The sequence below is a fragment of the Mucilaginibacter sp. genome, assembly GCF_025359345.1.
Lineage (GTDB): Bacteria > Bacteroidota > Bacteroidia > Sphingobacteriales > Sphingobacteriaceae > Mucilaginibacter.
This window is the reverse complement of record NZ_JANYGQ010000022.1, coordinates 291,968-312,494: the sequence shown is the minus strand read 5'-3', so window position 1 is coordinate 312,494 and position 20,527 is coordinate 291,968. Positions and strand designations below refer to the sequence as shown.

Genomic DNA, 20,527 nt, shown 5'->3' with positions numbered 1-20,527 from the left:
ATACATCACCTCTTCAATGGATACAAATGCACCACCTGTCCGCCGCCTGCTGTTAAAATCATGCTCAATACAGTTTGTTTATTTACCTGCTTAACCACTTTTACCAAATGATTTAAATTGGGGTCGCTGACCGGGGCATCGCTATAAATTTCGGCGTTGTATTGAGCGTCGGACAGGAAATCTAAAGATGGTTTTATAGTTCGCGCTTCATGGTTAGTAATAGCACCAATATACCAATTCTCAGCTTTGCGGCGGGCTATTACTACGTATTCGCCGGGTTTGGCATCCAGCACACGGGTTTCATCCCATGTGGTGGGCACCTGCTGCACAAACTCAAACCCCGGCTGATTAATGTACCGCTCAGGTGCATCGCAAACCATGCCGAGATTATTTTCCAAAACCACGTACATCGCCAGCATATGGCAGCGGGTTCCTAACACAAACGGCCTGGTATAATGCACCTTGAATTGTTGTGGTGAGGCTGCCGCAAATCCACCTAAATGATAATCTGTTGAGCCGCCAAGCATGCGGGTAAAAGGGATATTAATATCGGCATCGGGTGTTACTATATCATTCCACTTGTCGTTTTCATAATTTAATGTGCCTTCGCGGGTAAACTCATTGGGGAAAGTTCGGCTCGTACCAGTTGGTTTGTAAGCGCCATGGAATTGTATATGCAGGTGATGCTGCGCGGCTTTTTGAAGTACTTCTTCCTGCATGTTTACCATTTCCTGGTCGTCGCGATCCATAAAATCGCACATCAGGCCTTTAATCCCCCATTTTTCATACTGGGCAAAGGTTTCATCTAACTTAGGGTACAAGGCATAAAAATGCACCCATACCCGTATGCCCACGCCCCGCTTTGCCGCCGAATCGCACAATTGCTGCATATCCAGACCTGGAACCGCTTTTGACGGATCGGAATGCGGGCCTGGTTGAAAGCCTTGCCCATCGCTTACATACCATTCATGCAAGCCATATTCCACCACCGAGTGGTATTCAATACCATATTTGGCGCAGAAATTAACGTAGTACATATTGGTTTCGTAATTGTTGCCAGGCGCAAAACTAGTGTCGGGTATGGCATTTCCGTTCCACCACGGGAAGGTGGTTTTGCCCGGCTTAAGCCACGACCAGTCCTTTATCTTACTTGGTTCGTTTAAATTGGTCAGGATATTTGATTCGATGAAAGTACCGGGCTTATCGCTTATCATCAATACCCGCCACGGACTATTGTGTGGTAAAGTAGCTTTAACTTTTAACTCAGTTTGATGGGGCAGCGGCGAAAGGCGACTCTCCAGCACGCCATTCTGCTTCATCAAATACATGCCCGCATAATCGCGGAGTGCTGCTTCGGTAATTGCGAGGTAAAGGCCTTTGGGGTATTCAAACAAAGCGGGCATATCCATCAGTGTGTCTGATTTTAAGTCGGATAACAAAGCTTTGGTGTAAATACCCTCGTGCGATGTGGTATAACTCTCGCGCAACAACGTGGTAACTTTAGGGTTTTGAGTAAGGTTAAAGGTGTTCAATTCATCGGTAACATAGACGGCTTCCGGCCAACCGCCTTGTTTGGGGATGCAATATCTGAAAGCAACACCATCGTTAAATATCCTTACCTCGATATTCAAGGTTCGTTTTGCACCGGATTGTTCAGTAACGGGAATAATAACGCGGTTGCATTCGCTGTGTATTTTGCTGGCTTTACCGGTCATCAGTTCATAATCTTCGGCAAACCTTTCAGGCTTGGCCAAAGCAATATGCAGGCTGTTGTTAAATAAGCCGCCTTCTTTAAAGTTGATATTGAGCCTGGAAATATCAACCATTAAAACACCTTTGTAAGCCACTTTGTAATAAAGGCCGTTAGCGTCGGTGCTTAGCCAGAATTTTATCTGTTTATCGGGAGATTGAACAGTGATGATTGTTTTTGCAAATGTTTTTGCCGAAATAAACAGGCACGTAAAAAATAGCAGGCGTTTTAGCAACAACATAATTTATGGTTTTATCGCGATTGGATATAGCCATAAATGTAAGCTGAAAAGATTAGTTTTCTGATTAAAATATAAAAACCATTACGAGGTACGCAGCAAGCCCGTTAAATAAAAGATCGCTGCAAGCTGATCAATTACCTGTTGGCCCATTAGGGCTTGCCTTGTACCTCGTAATGGTTTACCTGTGCGGCAGGTTATACTAATTTCCCGCTGGTGACCGCATCCTGTAAATTACTCACCCTGAAACGGGGTTTATAAATGCGGTTTGATAATTTTTTTACCCATTGCGCTTTGTACCCAAAAACAGTACGGATAACTTTAACACTTGCCGAGCCTGTTGGATACCCATATTTATACCAGCTGAATTTGGACTGATCAATACGAAATGTTTCAGCAAATTCGGCTAAAAACAAGTCTATCTCGATATCAACAATATCCAAATCAAGGTCGATGCTCGTATCCAGGCTCAAAGTACAAGGGTCAACTTTCCTGATTTTGTACTTGGAACAATAATTGACTATAAATTCTTTTAACTGAGGATTTATCTCTTCCATTTGAATTAATAGTGGTGTTATCATTTGTGTTATAAGACGACGACTTTTTTAGAAGGTTGCATAAAATCCACCCTTTTTTTAAATCTTTATCACAAAATCTCAAACGGTTAAAAAAGACAGGATATTCACTCCGTCATTAAAGTCAAAATAAATATACGAATACTTTCGTATATTATTGTATGCTTTTAAATCTTTTTTTTCGGATAGCTGTAATTCAGAAATTTAAATGGATAAAACGCCCGAAATTGAAGAATTAAAAACTTTTTTCCATCACGATCAATTCAATCGGTAGTTTTGGGTCACCAAATTTTTTGTCGGCATGGAACGGCACTATTTCGCCTGTAGCTTTAAAGCCGCGACGCTCGTACCAGTTAATTAACTCGTGGCGGACGCTGATTACGGTCATGGTAAGCGTGTGGAGGTTTGCTTGTTTGGCGTAAGATTCGGCGGCCAGTAACAAATCGCGCCCAATGCCATTGCCCTGTTGTAATGGGGATACGCTAAACATGCCTACGTATAATTGGGGCTCGCGTACTTCGAGGTAAACACAGCCATTTATCCTGCCATTTTCGTCGGTGTTTTTTAAAATGATAATTGCATCATCATCAAAATACGTGTCCAGTGTTTCTTCGTCAATGCGCAGGCCATCCAGCAAATTGGCTTCAGTTGTCCAACCTTGTTTGGAGGTTTCGCCGCGGTAGGCGCTGTTTACTAAATTATTTAATTCGGCTACATCAGTGCGGATGGCTTGGCTTACAGGCATAATGTTTTTTTGAAAGCGCAAACGTAGGGAAACTAGAGTCAAGAATCAAGAGCCAAGAGCCAGGAATCAAGGGTAAACGGACTTGCTATCTTATGCGACTGGGGATTATTTATAAATTTCTGTAATCTTCGCGGACGGGGCTAAAAATATCAATCAGCTTGCAATCGGTTATGGCTTTGCCGCTGTGCCAAACGTTCGATGGGATAATTACAAACGTGCCGCTGTCAAGTTGTTTAATGGTGCCATCAATATTGAATTCAAAAATGCCTTCGATTACAAAGGAACTTTGCTCATGCACATGCTGGTGATAAGGTACCGAGCAGCCGGCTTTAACATCGATAAAATTGAAAGTATTGGTATCGGTGTGAATCAGTTTTGAAAAAAAACCGGGGGCTATTTCTTTTACGTCGATGTCGCTAAAATTGCGAAAAATGGATGTATCCATATTTATAATTCTATTCTAATTGTCGTTCCCCGATTAATTTGGCTTTCCACCGCTATCGAACCATTTAAGCGCTCCACAAACTCCTTAACAAGCAGTAAGCCAAGGCCGCTGCCCTTCTCTTTGTTTGTTCCAAGGGTTGAAGTAACATCGCCAATAAACAATGTTACAGCTTTTTCTTGGGGCATGCCAACTCCGGTATCACTTATCCACAAAGTAGTTTTTATTCCCTCTCTTTTTATATCTATTGAAATGCTGCCGTTTTGGGTGAATTTATTGGCATTACTTACCAGGTTACGCAGAATGAACTCTAAAGCCCGTTCGTCCGAGTGTGCAATAGTGCCGTAGGGTATATTGTTTACAAGCCTGTTTCCTTTGGCAACGCTGTTTAAAGTTTCGGAGCCAAAAATACGTACTACCAGGTCGTGCAAATCAAAATCAACCAGGCTCAGCTGCCCGAATTTTAAATGCATCTCTCCCCAGTTTACCACATTATCGACCATTTGGATGGTGTTGTTCAGTTGCCCTGTTACCATTTTTATCATCTCGGTAGCATCATCCGCATCCAGAATTTGCGTTTGTTTTAACTCCAGGATGTTTTTAATGGATGCCAGCGGGTTGCGCACATCATGCGCTAATATTGATATGATGCGTTTTTGAGTTTCGGTTAAATAGTATAGTTCTTTATTTTTTATCCTTAACTCCGCAATTTTTATCACGTTATTAGCCAATACCTTAAGGCCGAAGCGCTGTTTTTCGGATAGTTCGCCGGGAGTCCGGTCAATAACACATAAGGTGCCGAGCCTATCGCCGCCGCTCGTTACCAGGGGCATGCCTGCATAAAAACGGATGGAAGGATCGTCAACAACCAACGGATTGTCGGCAAAGCGATTATCCAAAATGGTATCGCGCACCTCAAAAAGCTGGTCCTGCAAAATGGCATGACTGCAAAATGAAACATCGCGGTTAGTTTCGTCAACGTCAAGGCCTATCCTTGCCTTAAACCACTGTCGGTCGGAATCGACGAGGCTGATCAATGAAATAGGCGTATTGCAAAGCATTGAGGCAAATTTCACAATCTCATCAAACTCTGCTTCTTGAGGGCTGTCTAACAAGCCGATTTCGTGAAGTGCCGAAAGGCGGACATTTTCATTTTCGGGGATCCTGGCTGATATCATTACAGGGTATTAACTTAATGTATCTGTCTTTAATTTTTAATCAACGCCATAAAGATAACAATTATCGGGCGTTCGGGTTTTGAATGACAGCTAACGCAGTACTAATACAACTTTTAGGAATTTGAATTAGTGATGTATGTCATTCTGTGTTTGTTTCCTGCGCATTAATTATCTCCGTTAAAAACATTTATATTTATAATGAAAACCGGGAACCGTAAATTTGGGTTAATATACTTTCGGTTTTACAACCATTTACTATGGCATTTATTGATTATTACCAGGTTTTAGGCGTTGATAAAAAAGCAACGGATAAAGACATAAAAAATGCGTACCGCAAACTGGCCCGCAAATACCATCCCGACCTTAACCCTAACGATGCAGAGGCGCACAAAAAATTTCAGCAACTTAACGAAGCCAACGAAGTTTTAAGCGACGCTGATAAACGTAAAAAGTACGACCAATATGGGGAGAACTGGCAGCACGGCGCTGAATATGAGCAAGCCCGGCGCCAGCAACAAACCCGTCAGCAACATGGGGGTTTTGGTGGCGCGCCATCGGGCGGTTTTGAAGGTTTTGGCAGTGATGATTTTTCAGATTTTTTTCAATCTATGTTTGGAGGAGGAGGGGGCGCTCGCGGCGGCCGGCAATCAAAATACCGCGGCCAGGATTTCAACGCCGAGTTAAAGCTTGGCCTAAAAGAAGCTGCCGAAACGCATAAACAAACCTTGACGGTAAACGGCAAAAACATCCGCATTACCATACCCGCCGGTGTTGAAAACGGACAGAATATTAAGATTGCGGGTCATGGTGGTCCCGGTGCAAACGGAGGACCGGCTGGTGATTTATTCATCACGTTTTTAGTGGCCGACGACCCGCAATTTAAGCGTGTGGGCAGCGATTTATATTGCAACGCAAAGTTGGACATTTATACTGCCGTGCTCGGTGGCGAAGTAACCGTTGATACTTTAGATAGTAAAGTAAAAATTAAGGTAAAGCCCGAAACCCAAAATGGCACCAAAGTAAAACTAAAGGGGAAAGGGATGCCTGTTTATAAAAAAGAAGGGCAATTTGGCGATTTATATGTTACTTATGATGTGCAGGTGCCAACCAATTTGACTGAAAAACAAAAGAAGTTATTCGAAGAAATAAGAGATGGCGGCCCCCCTGAGTAAGAGTTGGCAGTTGCAAGTTGGCAGAAAGGCCGCTAATGAACTAATGAACCAGTGAACTAATAAACCGTTTTATGACAAACTTAATAGCAGCTACCGATATATGTACCTACCACGGGATTGAGTACACATTTATTGATTCGCTTAGAGAAGCGGGATTGGTAAAGTTTAAGATTGTAAAAAGAAACACCTATGTGCCCGAAACCGAGTTGCAAAAGCTGGAAAAGATGATTCGCCTACACCATGAACTTGAAATAAACGTAGCCGGTATTGAAGCGATAGTACATTTGTTGGAGCGGGTAGAGCAAATGCAGGAAGAGATGCGGGTGCTGAGGAATAGGGTGGAGTAAGGCGTTATCAAAATCCATAAAAACAAAAAAGGCGCCCCGTAGGACGCCTCGCAATTTTTTGTGGCTGTTTCTATAATACGTATTTCCTTTTCAACTCCTCGCTTACAATATAGGCATCTTCCACCACTGTTTCGGGGTAGCCGATGGTTTCCAGGATGGCGATACCGTTTTTGTTTTTTAGCACACCGGTCTTCATTTTATAGTCAAACACCAGGCGTGTGTCATTCACCGATTCTTCGAAAGAATAAACTGCGTAATCGTTATCCAGCAACTCGGCCAATTCCAAATCGTGGGTGGATACGAAAACAAAATTTTTGTTGTCGGTTAAATATGTGAGCACCGATTTGGCTGCAGCAATACGCTCGATGGTATTGGTGCCGCGGAAAATTTCGTCGATAATGATGAGGCTCTTTACCTGCTCGTCGCCGCCGCTTTGGTTAATGATGTCCAGGATTGACAATGCCTCTGCTTGGAAATAGCTTTTATGCTCGCCAAGGTCGTCGGTAGTGCGGATGCTGGTTTGTATTTTTAGTAACGGGGCCTTATAAGCGCTTGTACAGGTGGTGTAAATGGTTTGTGCTAACAACGTATTAATAGCAATGGACCTGATAAATGTGGTTTTACCCGACATGTTCGAACCTGTAATCAGCACGCCTTCATCCGTACGGGTATGGATAGAGTTTGGTACGCAATTGTAAATAAGCGGATGGTACATGTCCTCCAAATCCATTTTCATGTTTTCGGTATAAAACACCGGCTTGCTGTAATGCGGCAAGCCAACGCGGACGGATTGTATGGCTATCAGCATATCAATTTCGCCAACATATTTGTAAAGCACCTCGATATCGCCGCGATATTTGTTGATGCGCTTTACTGATGATATAAACATCAGGGGCTCCAACAGAAAAAACATTTTTATCAGCTTATAAAAAGCATAGCTCAAATTATCGGGATTGCCTGCTATTTTGCTCTCAAAATTGGTAAACTTTAAAGTGCGGTTTAAACCTGACAGGCGGCTTAAACTAACGCGTAATTGCTCATCATTTTCCTGCGTTATTTTTTTCGACAGGCGTTTGGCAACACTGTGCAATATAATAAGCTGCGGTAGCGACCGCGTGTATGATGATATTTTATTACGGGTGCCAAAGTGCAGGGCTATGTTGCCAACAAGCAGTGCTATCAATACCATAAACGATACCACCGTAGGCACTATGAATAACGAAATAATTAAACCAATGATAGCCACACCCGAAAAGCGGATATAAATGCTCATCAAGGGTACCAGTAAAAATTCATGCTCTTTTAAAAACAGTTCGGCCAGGTAATAAGCATCGGGGCTGTTGAGCCTTGCCAGTTCAAGCTCAATGAGTTCCTGGTCCGGCCGGGGCATATTTAGGGTGTCTATTTTTTTATCGAATTTTAATAGCGATTCGAAATTAGTATCGGGTGTAAAAAGTCGTTTATACAGGTATTGCTTTCCTGGTTTTGAGTTTGTCCTGTCGACGTAGTTAAAAACGTTGTTCAGGTCGAGGTCATTGGCTATAACGCCCGATATTTTGCCGGGGCCATCAAAGCCATTTAAATAAGCTGCTATTAACTTAAAGTTACGGCGGGCGTTTACCGGCCTGCCCCATTTGTTTTGGATACGCTCTAAATTTCGGCGTGTAGTGCTAAGCTTGTCAAAATAATTATAGATATAGAAACCAATAAGAATTGCAGCTAATACAACGGCGGTAAATAACCAATAAAACATACAATGAAAATAACAGGTGTGTTAAAATTAATACTCAATAATCATCACGTAAATCTATTAAACCTTTAACAATAACCGATAGTTAATTTTGCAAATAAAAGTAAAATAATACCCGCGTAACGAGCCATTTATACGACTTGTGCCGGTAAAGGTTGTTTTATCTTGCCGCTTTTTACTTGAATTATGCTATTATATTGTGATGGATTTAGGAAACGTTAAAATATACTCGTCTAATTTTAGAGTATTGCCGGGCGCCGCTTAAGATACTTTACGAAAGGCGCGTTTTTTTACTATGATGTTAACGGCGCCCTGCGCCGCCGCATCTTCGGCCATTTCAATTATTACATTGTCTAATCTTTCAAGTTCTGCCTGTATGTACCTTAATATCTCACTATTTGCGGGTTCCTCCAGCAGTATGGAGGTTAACCCTTTTAAGTTAGCCACCGGACTGCGTATAAGATGCGACTGTTTCCTAACCTGCTGCTGTATTTGCTCATATGCTTTTTTTAAATTTTCTTCGGCTTTTTTTCGTGTGGTAATGTTTTCAAACTGGCTTACAAAATAAACAGGGCTGCCTTTTTTATTTATTACCGTTGCTATATTAACTGACACCCAAACAATAGCGCCGTTTTTGCACACATATCTTTTTTCAGCTTTATAAGGTTTGCCGTTTTTTAACGCAATATTCAACAAATTGCCAGGGGCTGTAGCATTTTTTTCATGGGCTATGTCATTAAAATACATAGTAAGCAATTCATGTTCCTTGTATCCAATCATGTCGCAAAATCTTTTATTTACCTTTAATAAGCTGCCCTTTAGCGAAATTAAAGCCATCCCTATTGCGGAAGATTCAAAGGCTGCCCTGAATTTCTCTTCGCTTTCCCTGAATTTCTGAAACATTAAAATTAATTTGCCCGATCGCTCCTTAACAATCTTTTCCAGGTCATTGTTCAAAACCGATACGTTCTTTTCCGCCTCATGGCGGCGTATGTCAATTTTGTTCAGCCAGTTAACAGTATGCCATATTAGCCCAAGCCCTGCACATAGCAAACAAAATATGAACAGCGATATGCCGGTTTGTATTGAAAACAACTGGCGGCGCAATAATTCCTCCCTGAATATGCCGAAAATGACAATAACAGACATAATGAGTACAAATAGCCGCCTCGCCATCTTGTTGCCTACCAGGTTGCCGGTAAATAAACTGGTAACGCCTACTTCAGGCTGTAGCAGCGACGCTGTGATTGACAGCGCGAAAAATAATATAGCGCTATGAAATGCCATTGATCCGATAGTGTATAAACTATAAAATAACGGGAGTCCATACAAATAACCAATCAGGGCTACACCTGAAACAGCAGTAACAATATTTAAACAGTATTGGGACAACATATGGATTAACCTGCTTTTTGCGCTTAACCCCAAGAGTGCCGCCCCGAATAAAACAAAACATATCGCGGTGTTGACCGACATGCGTCCGGGGTAAAGAGATTTACTTTTAATGGATAACTTGTCGGCAATAACAAGCTCGTCAGCTCCTGAATTGAAATGGAAGACGGTTTGAAGCAGTGAGACAAGGCCAATTATTAGAATTGTTAATGAAAGTATAACAAATGCCGAATTATAAAATCTTTTAGGAAGGCTTTGTGTAAGCAACAAGGCAAAACCCAATAAAACGAAATTTAATGCTGCATTAAACTTCATCGATACCTGGTTGGCAATAGCGGTTTGAAAAACGGGGATACTAAAAAACCAACCGGCTATAACCACTAAACCTGATAAAATACTGACTAAACTTGTCACAGTAACGGCTTTCACTTTTTCGGTAAAATGCATTTGTGCGTACTTTAAAAGGATATGAATAATTTGCTATAGTAAAAATAGGAATAAAAAGTAACGGACAGTAATATATGGTTGATATAATAGATATGGAAAACAAACAAGAAATTTGGTAGCAATCAGCTTTGGGTATCTTTGAATTTCTTATTATTACAGGTATTATTTATTCTTGCCGCTCAAAAAACCGTGCAGCGATTGTTGGGTAAACTCCGACAGCACCAACCGCCCACTGATAGCTGCGCGTTCGGTTAAAAGTTCGTCCCAGTCGGCGGTACCTTCCCATAAAATTTCTTTGAGGCCTTTTAATGCCTCAGGATGATAAGAGGCGAGTTTTTCGGCAAGCGCGTCCATTGCGGCATCCAATGCAGCAATATCAGGGTATACTTCGTTGTACAAGCCTTTTTCCATAGCCCAGTGAGCGGTTTGGAAATCGGTAGCGCGGATGGTTAGTTGCGAAAAAGCAGGTAAGCCAATTTTGCGTGTAACCGCAGGGGATATCACAAACGGGCCGATGCCGATCGCCAGTTCACTTAATTTTATAGACGCGGCTTCAGTGGCCAGGCAATAGTCGGCCGCAGCTGCGAGGCCAACGCCACCTCCTACCGCTTTGCCCTGTATGCGTGCTATTACAATTTTTGACGATTTGCGGCAGGCATTAATGATTTTTGCAAAGCCCGAGAAAAATACAGCACCGGCCTCTTTGTCCTTTATCTGTAGCAACTCATCGAAACTGGCGCCGGCACAAAAGGTACGGTCGCCGCCGCTTTTTAAAACTATTACGTGGACCTGCGCATCATTGCCCGCTGCTGTTATTTTTTCGGCAAGTTCATCAAGCAAAGCAGCCGGTAACGAGTTTTGTGCAGGATGGTAAAAGGTGATAGTTGCAATACCGCTATCACTTATATTTAGAGTTACACTTCCATTTTCTATGGTTGGCATATTGGTTGGAGATTATGGTGGTCAAATTTAAATTAAAACTCCGGCGAAAATAGCAGGCAGTGATAATTAACAATGACTGATTTTATTTAATTTAGGGTTATGTTTAGTTTTCAAAACTTGTACCTGTTTTTTATTGCCTCGCTATTGCTTAACCTGGCACCCGGTAATGATATGATTTATGTCGCGTCCCGCAGTGTATCATATGGAATAAAGGCAGGTGTAATATCGGCGGTGGGCATATTTGCCGGTTGCTCGGTGCATATTGCGGCTGCAGTTCTGGGTTTGTCTATTGTTATTGCAAAGTCGGCATACCTTTTCCAGTTGATTAAATACGCGGGTGCGGCTTACCTCATTTATCTTGGCGTAAAGGCGTTGCTATCCAAACAAAGTATAAATACAAAGAATGACAGTGAAGGGAAAGCTGATTATTGGAAATTGTTTAAACAAGGCGCGATAACGAATGCACTGAATCCCAAAGTAGCCATCTTTTTCCTTTCGTTTTTGCCACAGTTTATTAATGCTGCATCGCCATTTTTTAAATTGCAGTTGCTGGTATTGGGCCTGTGGTTTGCGATACAGGGCACACTGGTGTTAATTGTTGTTGCCTGTATTCTAGGTAAAACCAAAGATTTTTTCAGCAAAAACCCTAAAATATGGGCCATGCAGGAGAAAATTACAGGTTTTATATTAATAGGCTTGGGTGTTAAAATTGCTTTGACAAGTAGAAAGTAGTCTTAAGTCAAGAGTCGATAGTCTAAAGCCCAAAGATGGAGCTTGGATATTCCTGACTTAAGACTAAAGACTCCCGACTTAAGACTTAAAAACATGGTTGATATAGAAACTGCCCGGCAAATTGCCTTAAGTTTACCTGGTACTATTGAGCAGGACCATTTTGGCAAACCGGCATTTAAAGCAAAACGGATATTCTCGACCCTTTGGATACCCGAGCGCCGGATGATGGTGACCTTGTCGCCTGTAGACCAATCGGTGTTTCATTCATTTGACCCAACTATTTTTTATCCTGTACCCAACAAATGGGGATTAAAGGGTGCAACATTCGTTGAACTCGATAACGTGAGGGAAGGTATGTTGAGGGATGCTTTGACGCTGGCTTGGGAAAAGGGGAAATGATTTGAAAATTTGAAGATGAGTTTTTAATTTGAAGATGGTAGTACCCGTTCATTTTCCACATTTTCAAGTTGTTCAACCGTCAAATCTTCAAATTGCCAAATCTTCAAATCAAATTCATTTCACAATCTGCCCCAAAACAACATCCCGTAAATATTTGCTGATTGGCACCTGGTGCTTTTGAATATGCAGCGTGTTGCCTTCGATGGCTTCCACCTTACTAATGGCGACAATAAACGACTTATGGGTCTGCAGAAATTGTCCTGCCGGTAATTTTTCCACCAGGGATTTTATAGTACTGTGCGTGATCAGTTTTTTACCGGGTAAGTGGATGGCTACATAATTTTCCATCCCCTCTATAAACAATATCTCATCAAAATTCACTTTCTCCAGTTTGCCGTTTGCTTTTATAAAAATGTAGGCGACTGCCGGTGCCGCTGGCGCGTTTTCTTTCAACGCAAAGTAGTCGCGGGCTTTCCAGGCGGCTTTTAAAAAACGTTCGTAGCTGATGGGTTTTAGCAGGTAGTCCATTATATCCAGCTCAAAGCCTTGCAGGGCATAGTGCTCAAAGGCTGTGGTGAAAATAACTTTCGGCGGCTTTGACAATGCCCGAATAAAATCGACACCGGTAATGTGGGGCATTTGAATGTCAAGGAAAAGCAGGTCGACAGGTTGCCGCTGCAGCATATCGCTTAATTGCAGTGCGTCTTCGCACACTCCCTTTAAATCAAGAAAGCCTATTTTTTCTACATAGCCCTGCAATCCTTTACGTGCAAATGGCTCGTCATCGGTTATTATGCAGCTTATGTTATTCATATTGTAGTTTCAGTTCGGCGGTGAAAGTATCAGCAGCGGCTTCGGTAAACAGTGTGTACTTGCCGGGGTACAATAAATCGAGCCTGCGTTTTAGGTTTTCCAATCCTATACCGCTGCTTTCGACAAGGGGCGCTTTAAAATTTGGCAGCGAGTTTTGAACGGCGAAAATAATTTCACCATTGGCCAATTCAGCTTTAATATCAAGCTTGTATTCGCCACCTACAAATTTAAAAGCATTTTCAACAAAGGGCAAAAACAACAGGGGGTAAACCAATTGCCCGTTTAGCGCAGGGTCGAAATTGACGTTTAGCTGCAACTTATCGCTGCTGCGTATTTTTTGCAGGTCGATAAAACTCTGCAGGTATTCAATCTCGCTTGTTACAGGCACCTGTTGTTGCTGATCGTAAAGTTGATAGCGTATCAGTTCCGAAAACTTTTCGATGCTGTTTTTTGCACCTTCAATGTCATCATCCATCTGGAAGTAGATGGTGTTAAGTGCATTGAATAAAAAATGCGGGTGATATTGTGCTTTCAGGAATTTAAGCTCGGTTTGCAGGTGGTCATTAGTTAGCTTTTCTAACTGTACCTTATTACTAACATAGGCCTTTAACCAGGTGCTGCTACGCGCTATGCCATAATAAATAATAGCATATAAGGTCGGGATCATGTTGATATCTGCCACGTCAGCCCAGGGTATCCACCAGGCTTTCCAGTCGTCCTGGTGCAGGGCCATATCCATCGGAACGAATATCACATTGACCAATACCAGGTTAATGCCCACCAATATCACGAGTTCCCTCGCCACTCCCCAGTAGGATAACTGTACGGGCCAGCGCTTGTCATAATACTTAAATAATCTTTGAAAAATATAAATGGATAAATATCCCACAATGGCCGAGCAGGTCATCTCCACCGCATTGATGTAAAACCGCCTTTCCCAAAAGCGCTGGTGGATATCGGTATCATGTAGCAGCCTAACTGTAAAATATACCAGCAAGCCGTACAAGGCAGGGAATATGCATTTTTTCAAAAAATTCATATTGTTAAATTACAAATTTATGCAGATAACACTACCACAGGTTTAATATCTTCCTTTTCCACCTGCATCGCCGGCTTCGGTTTGTCCTTTGGCTTCATACCAAACAAAAACCTTGTAAAAGCATACGGACGGATAAACAGGTGATAGATCAGCACACTTACAAAGAAAGTGATCCCAACGGTATAGATATATTTCGACAGGATACTTTCATTTTGAGTTTGCACGATATAATAAACCACCAGCACAATCACCGTTTGATGCAGGATGTAGAACGGATACACTGCCTGGTTCAGGTAATTAAGTATGGCATGCTTGCGATTGAGGTAATGCTTACCGTAGCCCACCAATGCCAGTACCCATCCCCAGGCAATGGTGGGCCTTAAGGCTATAAACAAATAATTGAATAAGTTGCTTTGAAATGGCCAGTTTGCATACCCCGGCTCAACTTTATTCCACCTCATGCATTCCCATATCATCAGGGTTAAAAACCCTGCACTCAAAGCAAATCGGCGGTTGCGCTCCAGGCTGTCCATCAGTTTGGGTTGTAATATGCAGATAAAACCAGCCAGCAGGAACAATAACCAGTAAACAAAGTAGCAACCGTCATGCGCCAGGTCGTTGGTTTCAGGTAATTTCCCGCTCAGCAGTGTAAACCATATAATGCCGGGAAACATCAATAAATAAACCCATTTGCCGTTTGCCAGTGTAGCTAGTTTTTGTTTAAAGGCGTCACTTTTGGGTGAGATCATCCAGGCAAACATGGGCGCAAATAATAAATCGTAGATAAACAGGTAGGCGATAAACCACAAGTGGTGCCAGCTAAAACTGCCTTTGGGATATGGTACAAAATTGAAAACGGTTTTATAAAAATCCCAGTAGCTGCCTTTAAAACCACTGTTTAAGCGTTCCATATAAATTTGCGGGGGCACAATAATGAACATGCCCACCAGCAAGGGTATAAAAAGCCTGCGGAAACGTAAGCCGATGAAGCTTAAAGTAGATCGCCGCTGCATCATGTAATAGCTTACAGTACCTGAAATGAAAAAGAGCAGCGGCATGCGAAAAAGGTGCAAAAAATGGTTTGATTCCATCAGCAGGCTGCTGGTTTCGTGGTTCTTGATATGCCAGCCATCCTCGGCTACATAAGGCATGGCCGAATGAAAAAATAGCACGCCTGCTATTGATATTATGCGTAACCAATCAAGGTAGGTTTGTCGTTGTGAAGTTTCCATTTGGTTGTTTTTTCTGTAAAGGAACTGCACCTGTGCAACCTGTGGAAACTATTTTGACCAGTGGACGATTTTTGGTGACCACCGGACGAAAACGGCTTGTAACTAAGAGGTGGTAAGTGAAGTCAAAATGGCGTAAATTAGAATCAAGAAGTCAAGAGCCAGGAATCAAGATAAGAAGAATGACTGGCAACTGAAGATTCATCTTGACTCTTAACCTCTTGATTCTTGACTCTAACTAAAAATATATGAAACTTAAAAACCTACCCTGGATACCTTTTGCGCTGTTCGCAATAGCTATCGGCCTTTATCCGCTAATTTATTACTTTGTTGATATGCATAACAAGGGCCTCTTTCAAAGTAAACCCGCTGAATTATTGCGTAACCCCATTTGGCACACCGTATTTTATCTGCATATATCATTTGGTGGGCTTGCCCTACTGATTGGGTGGACGCAATTTAGTAAAAAGCTGCGCGGGCGTTACTTAAGGGTACATCGCCTGGTGGGTAAAATATATGTGTTATCTGTTTTTATAAGTAGCTGCGCCGGGCTTTATATTGCATTGTTTGCAAGCGGTGGCATCATTTGTTCGCTTGGGTTTGGCGCGCTTGCGCTCCTTTGGCTTTATACCGATGTGATGGCTTATACTAGCATCCGTAAATTAAGGATCTCAGAGCACGAAGCATGGATGATACGCAATTACGCGCTGGCATTTGCGGCCGTTACCCTGCGCATCTGGCTGCCGCTGACCACCGGTTTGGGGCACATGGAGTTTGTAACCTCGTATCGAATTATATCCTGGTTGTGTTGGGTGCCTAATCTTATTATAGCCGAACTTGTTATCCGCAGAAAAAATAGTCAGCTTACTCTCGCCTAATTAATTATGAAAAAAATATTCCTGTTTTTATTGTCAAGATTAAAGCTTCGATGCCATTTTTGAACAAAGTATTCCCGTTAATATATGAGAAGCTGGACTGATACGTTTTGAATCAAAGAATTATAAAATTTACTCCTCCAATTTTCTAATCTCTGGTCTCCAGCCTATAATCTCTAATTAACGGTAATCCAAAATAAAACGTCGAGCCTTTGCCGACCTCGCTTTCTACACCAATGCTGCCATTGTGATAGCTGATAATTTCAGCAGAGATATAAAGGCCCATGCCCAGGCCGCTGGTGGTGTACTTTTTATCCTCAACGCGATAGAAGCGCTCAAATATGCGTTCCTGCTGTTCGGCAGAAAGGCCAATTCCAAAATCAGTAACGGAAACACGCACACAATCGGCGTGGTCAGTAATATGTATGATTACATCCTTATTTTGAGGCGAGTATTTTACAGCATTGTTTATAAGGTTCATTACCACCTGCTCAAGGCGTTCGGGGTTTCCGTTTACGGTATAATCCTTGCCATCGCGGATAATGAAATTGTTATCGGGATGAATGTGCTCAGCGTTTTCAATACACGTCTTTATCAGGTCGGTTATATTGAACTTTGTAAACGCATATTCAAGTTTGCCGGCTTGTATTTTGCTCACGTCCAGCAAGTCGTTTATAAGTCGTTGCAGTTTGTTTAATGATGTATTGGCTTTTTCTATATACTGTTTTACCACTGACGGCAACTCGTCGCGCTTATAGGATGCTATCAGCTGTAAATAACCTTTCAGGCTGGTAAGCGGGGTTTTCAATTCATGGCTGGCAATACCTATAAATTCATCTTTCCGCTCCATTTCTTTTTTCTGGTCCTCAATATCAGTTGCTGTGCCCACCCAGAAAACTATTTCGTTTTTTTCGTCACGTAGTGGAATAGCACGGTTTAAATGCCAGCGATAGGCGCCATCATAACCGCGCTTGTAGCGATTTTCAATCTCAAATATTTCACCCGTTTTTAACGATTCAGCAAACCTGTCCATAGTAGCTTGCAGGTCGTCTGGGTGTAAAACCTTGCGCCAGCCCCATTTTTTCGTGTCTTGCTGGTCAAGCCCGGTATAATCATACCATTGCTGGTTATAATAATCAACCTCTCCATCGGGCAGGTTGGTCCATGTCATTTGCGGAATGTTGTTGGCCAGGTATTTAAAGTGCTCGCGGCTTAAAAAAAGCTCGTTGGTACGTTCCTTTACCGTATCTTCTAATTCATTGTTCAGCTTTTCGGTGGCTAAACGGGCAGCGGCAAGCTGCAGGTTTTTAATTTTGAGCTGATTTTCAGCTTCTTTAAGTATCGATAAGTCTGTTAGTATTAAGCTTAAGGCAACACCCTCATCCAATTCGAGCGTATTGCACGATAGCAGGCAGGGCACATAGTGGCCCTCTGTGTTTTTTAAAAGCAATTCCTCTTTACAATCCTCTTCCCACGCATTTGCTATTACATCCTCAAAGGCATCCCGCGATTGATCTGCTATAAATGTTTCAAATAAAAGGCCTATAGTTCTCTCGAGCGGCATACCCACCATACTGGCAAATCGCGAGTTGCTATACAAAATAAGGCCTTGGCGGTTTATGGTAACCGCGCCCTCATTCATCTTCTCGATAAATACACGGTAGGTTTGGTCGGCTGTTTTTAATGTATACAGCTGATGCCCGTCGCCGTCATTAACTATAAGCGCATCAACCTGGCCGGTACGGATAGCGTCGATGGTATCGTTTGCCTCCTCCAGCTGTATTTTAAGCTCTTCGTTCTCTTTTAGAAGCACACTATATGTGTTATTCAATTGGTCCATAGAAAAAATTACATAGCCGGCAAGCCTAACCCCCTAAGCACTTTGCCGGTATCCGACATATCGCCAATTAACCTGCGCTGAGGCAATGGTGATAGTTTCACAAGCATGGGGAGTGCAATTAACTGCTCGCTGATGGCGATTAGTGGCTGCTGGTAAACATCCACTATCTCCAACTCGTACTTGTTTGCGAGGTGGGTTTCACAAAGCTCTTTTAAGTTTGATATTGCCCTTGTTGAATTTGGAGTTGCCCCAGTTACAAATAATCGTAAGCGATATAAATCACCGGTTTCTAAATCATCAATACTTGCAGGCGGTTGTTGTGGTTGCTCCGTCATTATTATTTTTTGTTAGCAGGGCGTATATTTAAACCAACCAGCACTTTTTCTTCGTTCGATAAGTCGCCGATAACTTTACGAATGGGTTCCGGTACCTTACGTACCAGCGTGGGTACCGCAAAAATTTGGTCGCCCTCCGCAAGCTGTGGTTTAATCAATAAATCAATCACTTCAATTTTGTATTCGCCCTCCAAATACTCCTCACAATATTTATTCAGGTTTGCCAGCGCCAACTGCGATTTTGCAGTTTTACCGGCTATGTATAACCTTAACTCGTACTTATATTCTTTTGTTTTCATTACTTTTTACCTTTCTGTCGTTGCCTCCCTGGTCGCCCCGGCGCAATTTTAACATTTCCTGGCGGTTGCCTTCGGCCACTTTTTTTACCAGTTCTTCTTCTATATAAATTTTGTTGAGTTCTTCCTCTGCTGATTCAAATTCGCTTTGCAAACCAGCAATTTTAGCTTCGAGCACTTTACGTTTACGCAGCACTTCACGGTCTTTCACACTTATGGCGTGGCTACGCAACACTTCGCCGGTTTGCTCCTGCAATTTTTGCGCCTCGCGGGCCGAACCGGTAAGCACGCCATCAGGCCCTAAATAAACCTCCACTAAATCAATACCGCGGTCGGTTATAATGAACTCACGCACCTGGTTGGAGTGTTTCATACCCCGCGATTTCATAATGTACATGCCACGGTTACGCTCGCCATTAAATTCTATATCCCGCACCAAAATCCAGGCATCAACTAATGATGACACACCTTCGTCCGTTTGTTCGGTAACTACGGTGTTAAGGGTGAGGGCGGTAAACATTACAGTTATCTGCTCTTCCTGCAAAAAATCAATCAGTCTTATTAGCATTGCTTTAACCTCGCTAACCGAACCAACTGTAATCAGGTTGGTAATCGGGTCGAGCACAACCGCCTGCGGTTTAAAACGCTTTATCAGTTTGTGCATAGCCACAAGATGTTGCTCCAGGCCGTGCAAAGTAGGGCGCGACGCCATAAATTGCAACAGGCCATTATCGACGTGCTTTTGCAGGTCCATGCTGATAGAGTGCATATTGCGGATAATCTGTCTTGGTGATTCCTCGAAAGCAAAATAAAGGCAGCGTTGTTTTTGGTTGCAAATTTCGTTGGCAAAGCAGGCCGCTATGCTGGTTTTTCCGGTACCGGCGGTGCCCGAAACTAATACGCTGCCGCCTTTAAAAAAGCCTTTACCGCCCAGCATTTTATCGAGCGAAGGGATGCCTGATGACACTCTCTCGGATGAAACTTCCTTTTCGAGACGTAAGGAAGTTACCGGCAATACCGAAATGCCGTCCTCATCAATTAAAAATGGATACTCATTCGTACCATGTACCGAGCCGCGATATTTTACGATACGTAAACGGCGGGTTGATATCTGGTTAATAACCCTATGGTCGAGCAGTATCACGCAATCCGACACGTATTCTTCCAGCCCCTGGCGGGTTAGTGATGGTCCCTCACCACGTTCGCCGGTTATTATTGCTGTAACGCCTTTTTCTTTAAGCCACTGGAACAGCCTCCGCAACTCGGCGCGAAGTATGCCCTGGTTAGAGAGCCCTGCAAAAAGGTTCTCAATGGTGTCAAGTACTACGCGTTTAGCACCGATAGTGTCGATGGCATAGCCCAAGCGGATAAAAAGGCCGTCGAGGTCGTACTCGCCGGTCTCTTCAATCTCACTGCGATCGATGTGTACGTAATCGATTTTTAGCTTTTTATCTTTTTGCAGTTGCTCCAGGTTAAAGCCCAGAGAGCCTACATTCATGGCCAGTTCTTCAGCTTTCTCCTCGAAAGCCATAAATACACCGGGCTCATTGAACTCAATTGCGCCCCTTACGATAAATTCCAGCGAAACCAATGTTTTGCCGCAACCCGCTTCACCACATATTAACGTTGGGCGCCCTGTAGGGATGCCGCCGCCGGTTATTTCATCCAGACCGGTAATACCCGTTGGCGTCTTTGCAATCTGCGGATAATCGGCTGCTTTTTTATTTTTTTTACTTTCCTTAGCCATTACGATAATTTATGAATCGCATAAAAATAGTTTTAAATTAATTTCTAATACAATTTTTATATTAAAAATTAATTTAAAAAATTGCTTCTGATATTAATAAGAGCAATAATAAAAACTAAGGAAAATTGTTTTTAAGAGTTTGATTTTTAAGGAAAATGTTACAAAATCGTCGGAATTTTTAACTATTAGTAATAGAATATTTGCTAATAATAAAATAAAAAAAAACAAAGAAAGCAACACATCG

20 protein-coding genes are annotated in these 20,527 nt (G+C 42.5%); 5 read left to right on the top strand and 15 right to left on the bottom strand.

The window, feature by feature from the left end:
• Window positions 1-5 precede the first annotated feature (5 nt).
• The 5 genes from Q0R52_RS14520 to Q0R52_RS14500 all read right to left on the bottom strand — a co-directional run bounded on the left by Q0R52_RS14520 (window position 6) and on the right by Q0R52_RS14500 (window position 4,928).
• Window positions 6-1,991, bottom strand: a complete 1,986-nt coding sequence (locus Q0R52_RS14520; RefSeq protein ID WP_295795509.1) for a glycoside hydrolase family 97 protein — start codon at window positions 1,989-1,991, stop codon at window positions 6-8.
• 194 nt (window positions 1,992-2,185) lie between these two features.
• Window positions 2,186-2,545, bottom strand: coding sequence for a DUF1493 family protein (locus Q0R52_RS14515; RefSeq protein WP_252794160.1), 360 nt, complete (start codon window positions 2,543-2,545; stop codon window positions 2,186-2,188).
• A gap of 253 nt (window positions 2,546-2,798) precedes the next feature.
• On the bottom strand, window positions 2,799-3,308 hold the full coding sequence (locus Q0R52_RS14510) for a GNAT family N-acetyltransferase (RefSeq protein WP_295795506.1): 510 nt from the start codon (window positions 3,306-3,308) through the stop codon (window positions 2,799-2,801).
• Between the two features lie 109 nt (window positions 3,309-3,417).
• Window positions 3,418-3,753, bottom strand: a complete 336-nt coding sequence (locus Q0R52_RS14505; RefSeq protein WP_295795505.1) for a cupin domain-containing protein — start codon at window positions 3,751-3,753, stop codon at window positions 3,418-3,420.
• A gap of 2 nt (window positions 3,754-3,755) precedes the next feature.
• On the bottom strand, window positions 3,756-4,928 hold the full coding sequence (locus tag Q0R52_RS14500) for a GAF domain-containing sensor histidine kinase (protein WP_295795501.1): 1,173 nt from the start codon (window positions 4,926-4,928) through the stop codon (window positions 3,756-3,758).
• Between the two features lie 257 nt (window positions 4,929-5,185).
• On the opposite strand from Q0R52_RS14500, the gene Q0R52_RS14495 reads away from it, so the two are divergent.
• Both Q0R52_RS14495 and Q0R52_RS14490 read left to right on the top strand, forming a co-directional pair.
• Entirely contained in the window at window positions 5,186-6,100 is a 915-nt protein-coding gene (locus tag Q0R52_RS14495) for a J domain-containing protein (protein WP_295795499.1), read from the top strand.
• A gap of 71 nt (window positions 6,101-6,171) precedes the next feature.
• Window positions 6,172-6,447, top strand: coding sequence for a chaperone modulator CbpM (locus tag Q0R52_RS14490; protein ID WP_295795498.1), 276 nt, complete (start codon window positions 6,172-6,174; stop codon window positions 6,445-6,447).
• 70 nt (window positions 6,448-6,517) lie between these two features.
• On the opposite strand, the gene Q0R52_RS14485 is transcribed toward Q0R52_RS14490, so the two are convergent.
• The 3 genes from Q0R52_RS14485 to Q0R52_RS14475 form a co-directional block, all read right to left on the bottom strand.
• Window positions 6,518-8,200 (bottom strand): hypothetical protein, encoded by a 1,683-nt coding sequence (locus Q0R52_RS14485; protein WP_295795496.1) that lies wholly within the window; start codon window positions 8,198-8,200, stop codon window positions 6,518-6,520.
• Between the two features lie 258 nt (window positions 8,201-8,458).
• Window positions 8,459-10,036: a PAS domain S-box protein gene (locus Q0R52_RS14480; RefSeq protein ID WP_295795495.1), complete on the bottom strand. Its 1,578-nt coding sequence runs from the start codon at window positions 10,034-10,036 to the stop codon at window positions 8,459-8,461.
• Window positions 10,037-10,198: 162 nt separating this feature from the next.
• Window positions 10,199-10,978: an enoyl-CoA hydratase/isomerase family protein gene (locus tag Q0R52_RS14475; protein ID WP_295795493.1), complete on the bottom strand. Its 780-nt coding sequence runs from the start codon at window positions 10,976-10,978 to the stop codon at window positions 10,199-10,201.
• A 99-nt stretch (window positions 10,979-11,077) separates the two neighbouring features.
• Here Q0R52_RS14475 and Q0R52_RS14470 point away from each other — a divergent pair, with 99 nt between their 5' ends.
• Together Q0R52_RS14470 and Q0R52_RS14465 are read left to right on the top strand one after the other, a co-directional pair.
• Window positions 11,078-11,710, top strand: a complete 633-nt coding sequence (locus Q0R52_RS14470) for a LysE family translocator (protein ID WP_295795492.1) — start codon at window positions 11,078-11,080, stop codon at window positions 11,708-11,710.
• Between the two features lie 93 nt (window positions 11,711-11,803).
• A complete protein-coding gene (locus Q0R52_RS14465) occupies window positions 11,804-12,109 on the top strand; it encodes an MmcQ/YjbR family DNA-binding protein (protein ID WP_295795490.1) in 306 nt (101 codons plus the stop codon).
• Window positions 12,110-12,223: 114 nt separating this feature from the next.
• Here Q0R52_RS14465 and Q0R52_RS14460 read toward each other — a convergent pair whose 3' ends face one another.
• From Q0R52_RS14460 to Q0R52_RS14450, 3 genes are read right to left on the bottom strand one after another with little or no spacing between them, the layout of a single operon-like run.
• Window positions 12,224-12,922, bottom strand: a complete 699-nt coding sequence (locus Q0R52_RS14460) for a response regulator transcription factor (protein WP_295795488.1) — start codon at window positions 12,920-12,922, stop codon at window positions 12,224-12,226.
• On the bottom strand, window positions 12,915-13,952 hold the full coding sequence (locus tag Q0R52_RS14455) for a histidine kinase (RefSeq protein WP_295795486.1): 1,038 nt from the start codon (window positions 13,950-13,952) through the stop codon (window positions 12,915-12,917). Before Q0R52_RS14455 ends, Q0R52_RS14460 begins: the two co-directional genes overlap by 8 nt.
• Before the next feature lie 26 nt (window positions 13,953-13,978).
• Window positions 13,979-15,193 (bottom strand): acyltransferase family protein, encoded by a 1,215-nt coding sequence (locus tag Q0R52_RS14450; RefSeq protein WP_295795484.1) that lies wholly within the window; start codon window positions 15,191-15,193, stop codon window positions 13,979-13,981.
• A gap of 245 nt (window positions 15,194-15,438) precedes the next feature.
• Between Q0R52_RS14450 and Q0R52_RS14445 the strand changes: the two genes are divergently transcribed.
• Window positions 15,439-16,068, top strand: a complete 630-nt coding sequence (locus tag Q0R52_RS14445) for a DUF2306 domain-containing protein (RefSeq protein WP_295795483.1) — start codon at window positions 15,439-15,441, stop codon at window positions 16,066-16,068.
• 145 nt (window positions 16,069-16,213) lie between these two features.
• Here Q0R52_RS14445 and Q0R52_RS14440 read toward each other — a convergent pair whose 3' ends face one another.
• The 4 genes from Q0R52_RS14440 to kaiC are packed head-to-tail and all read right to left on the bottom strand — an operon-like array spanning window position 16,214 to window position 20,283.
• The gene (locus Q0R52_RS14440) at window positions 16,214-17,905 is read right to left on the bottom strand and encodes an ATP-binding protein (protein WP_295795481.1); all 1,692 of its coding nucleotides are present in this window, start codon (window positions 17,903-17,905) and stop codon (window positions 16,214-16,216) included.
• Window positions 17,906-17,913: 8 nt separating this feature from the next.
• The gene (locus tag Q0R52_RS14435; protein ID WP_252794022.1) at window positions 17,914-18,240 is read right to left on the bottom strand and encodes a circadian clock KaiB family protein; all 327 of its coding nucleotides are present in this window, start codon (window positions 18,238-18,240) and stop codon (window positions 17,914-17,916) included.
• Between the two features lie 2 nt (window positions 18,241-18,242).
• Window positions 18,243-18,539 (bottom strand): circadian clock KaiB family protein, encoded by a 297-nt coding sequence (locus Q0R52_RS14430; protein ID WP_252794024.1) that lies wholly within the window; start codon window positions 18,537-18,539, stop codon window positions 18,243-18,245.
• Window positions 18,520-20,283, bottom strand: a complete 1,764-nt coding sequence (kaiC, locus tag Q0R52_RS14425; protein WP_295795477.1) for a circadian clock protein KaiC — start codon at window positions 20,281-20,283, stop codon at window positions 18,520-18,522. Before kaiC ends, Q0R52_RS14430 begins: the two co-directional genes overlap by 20 nt.
• Between the last annotated feature and the right edge of the window lie 244 nt (window positions 20,284-20,527).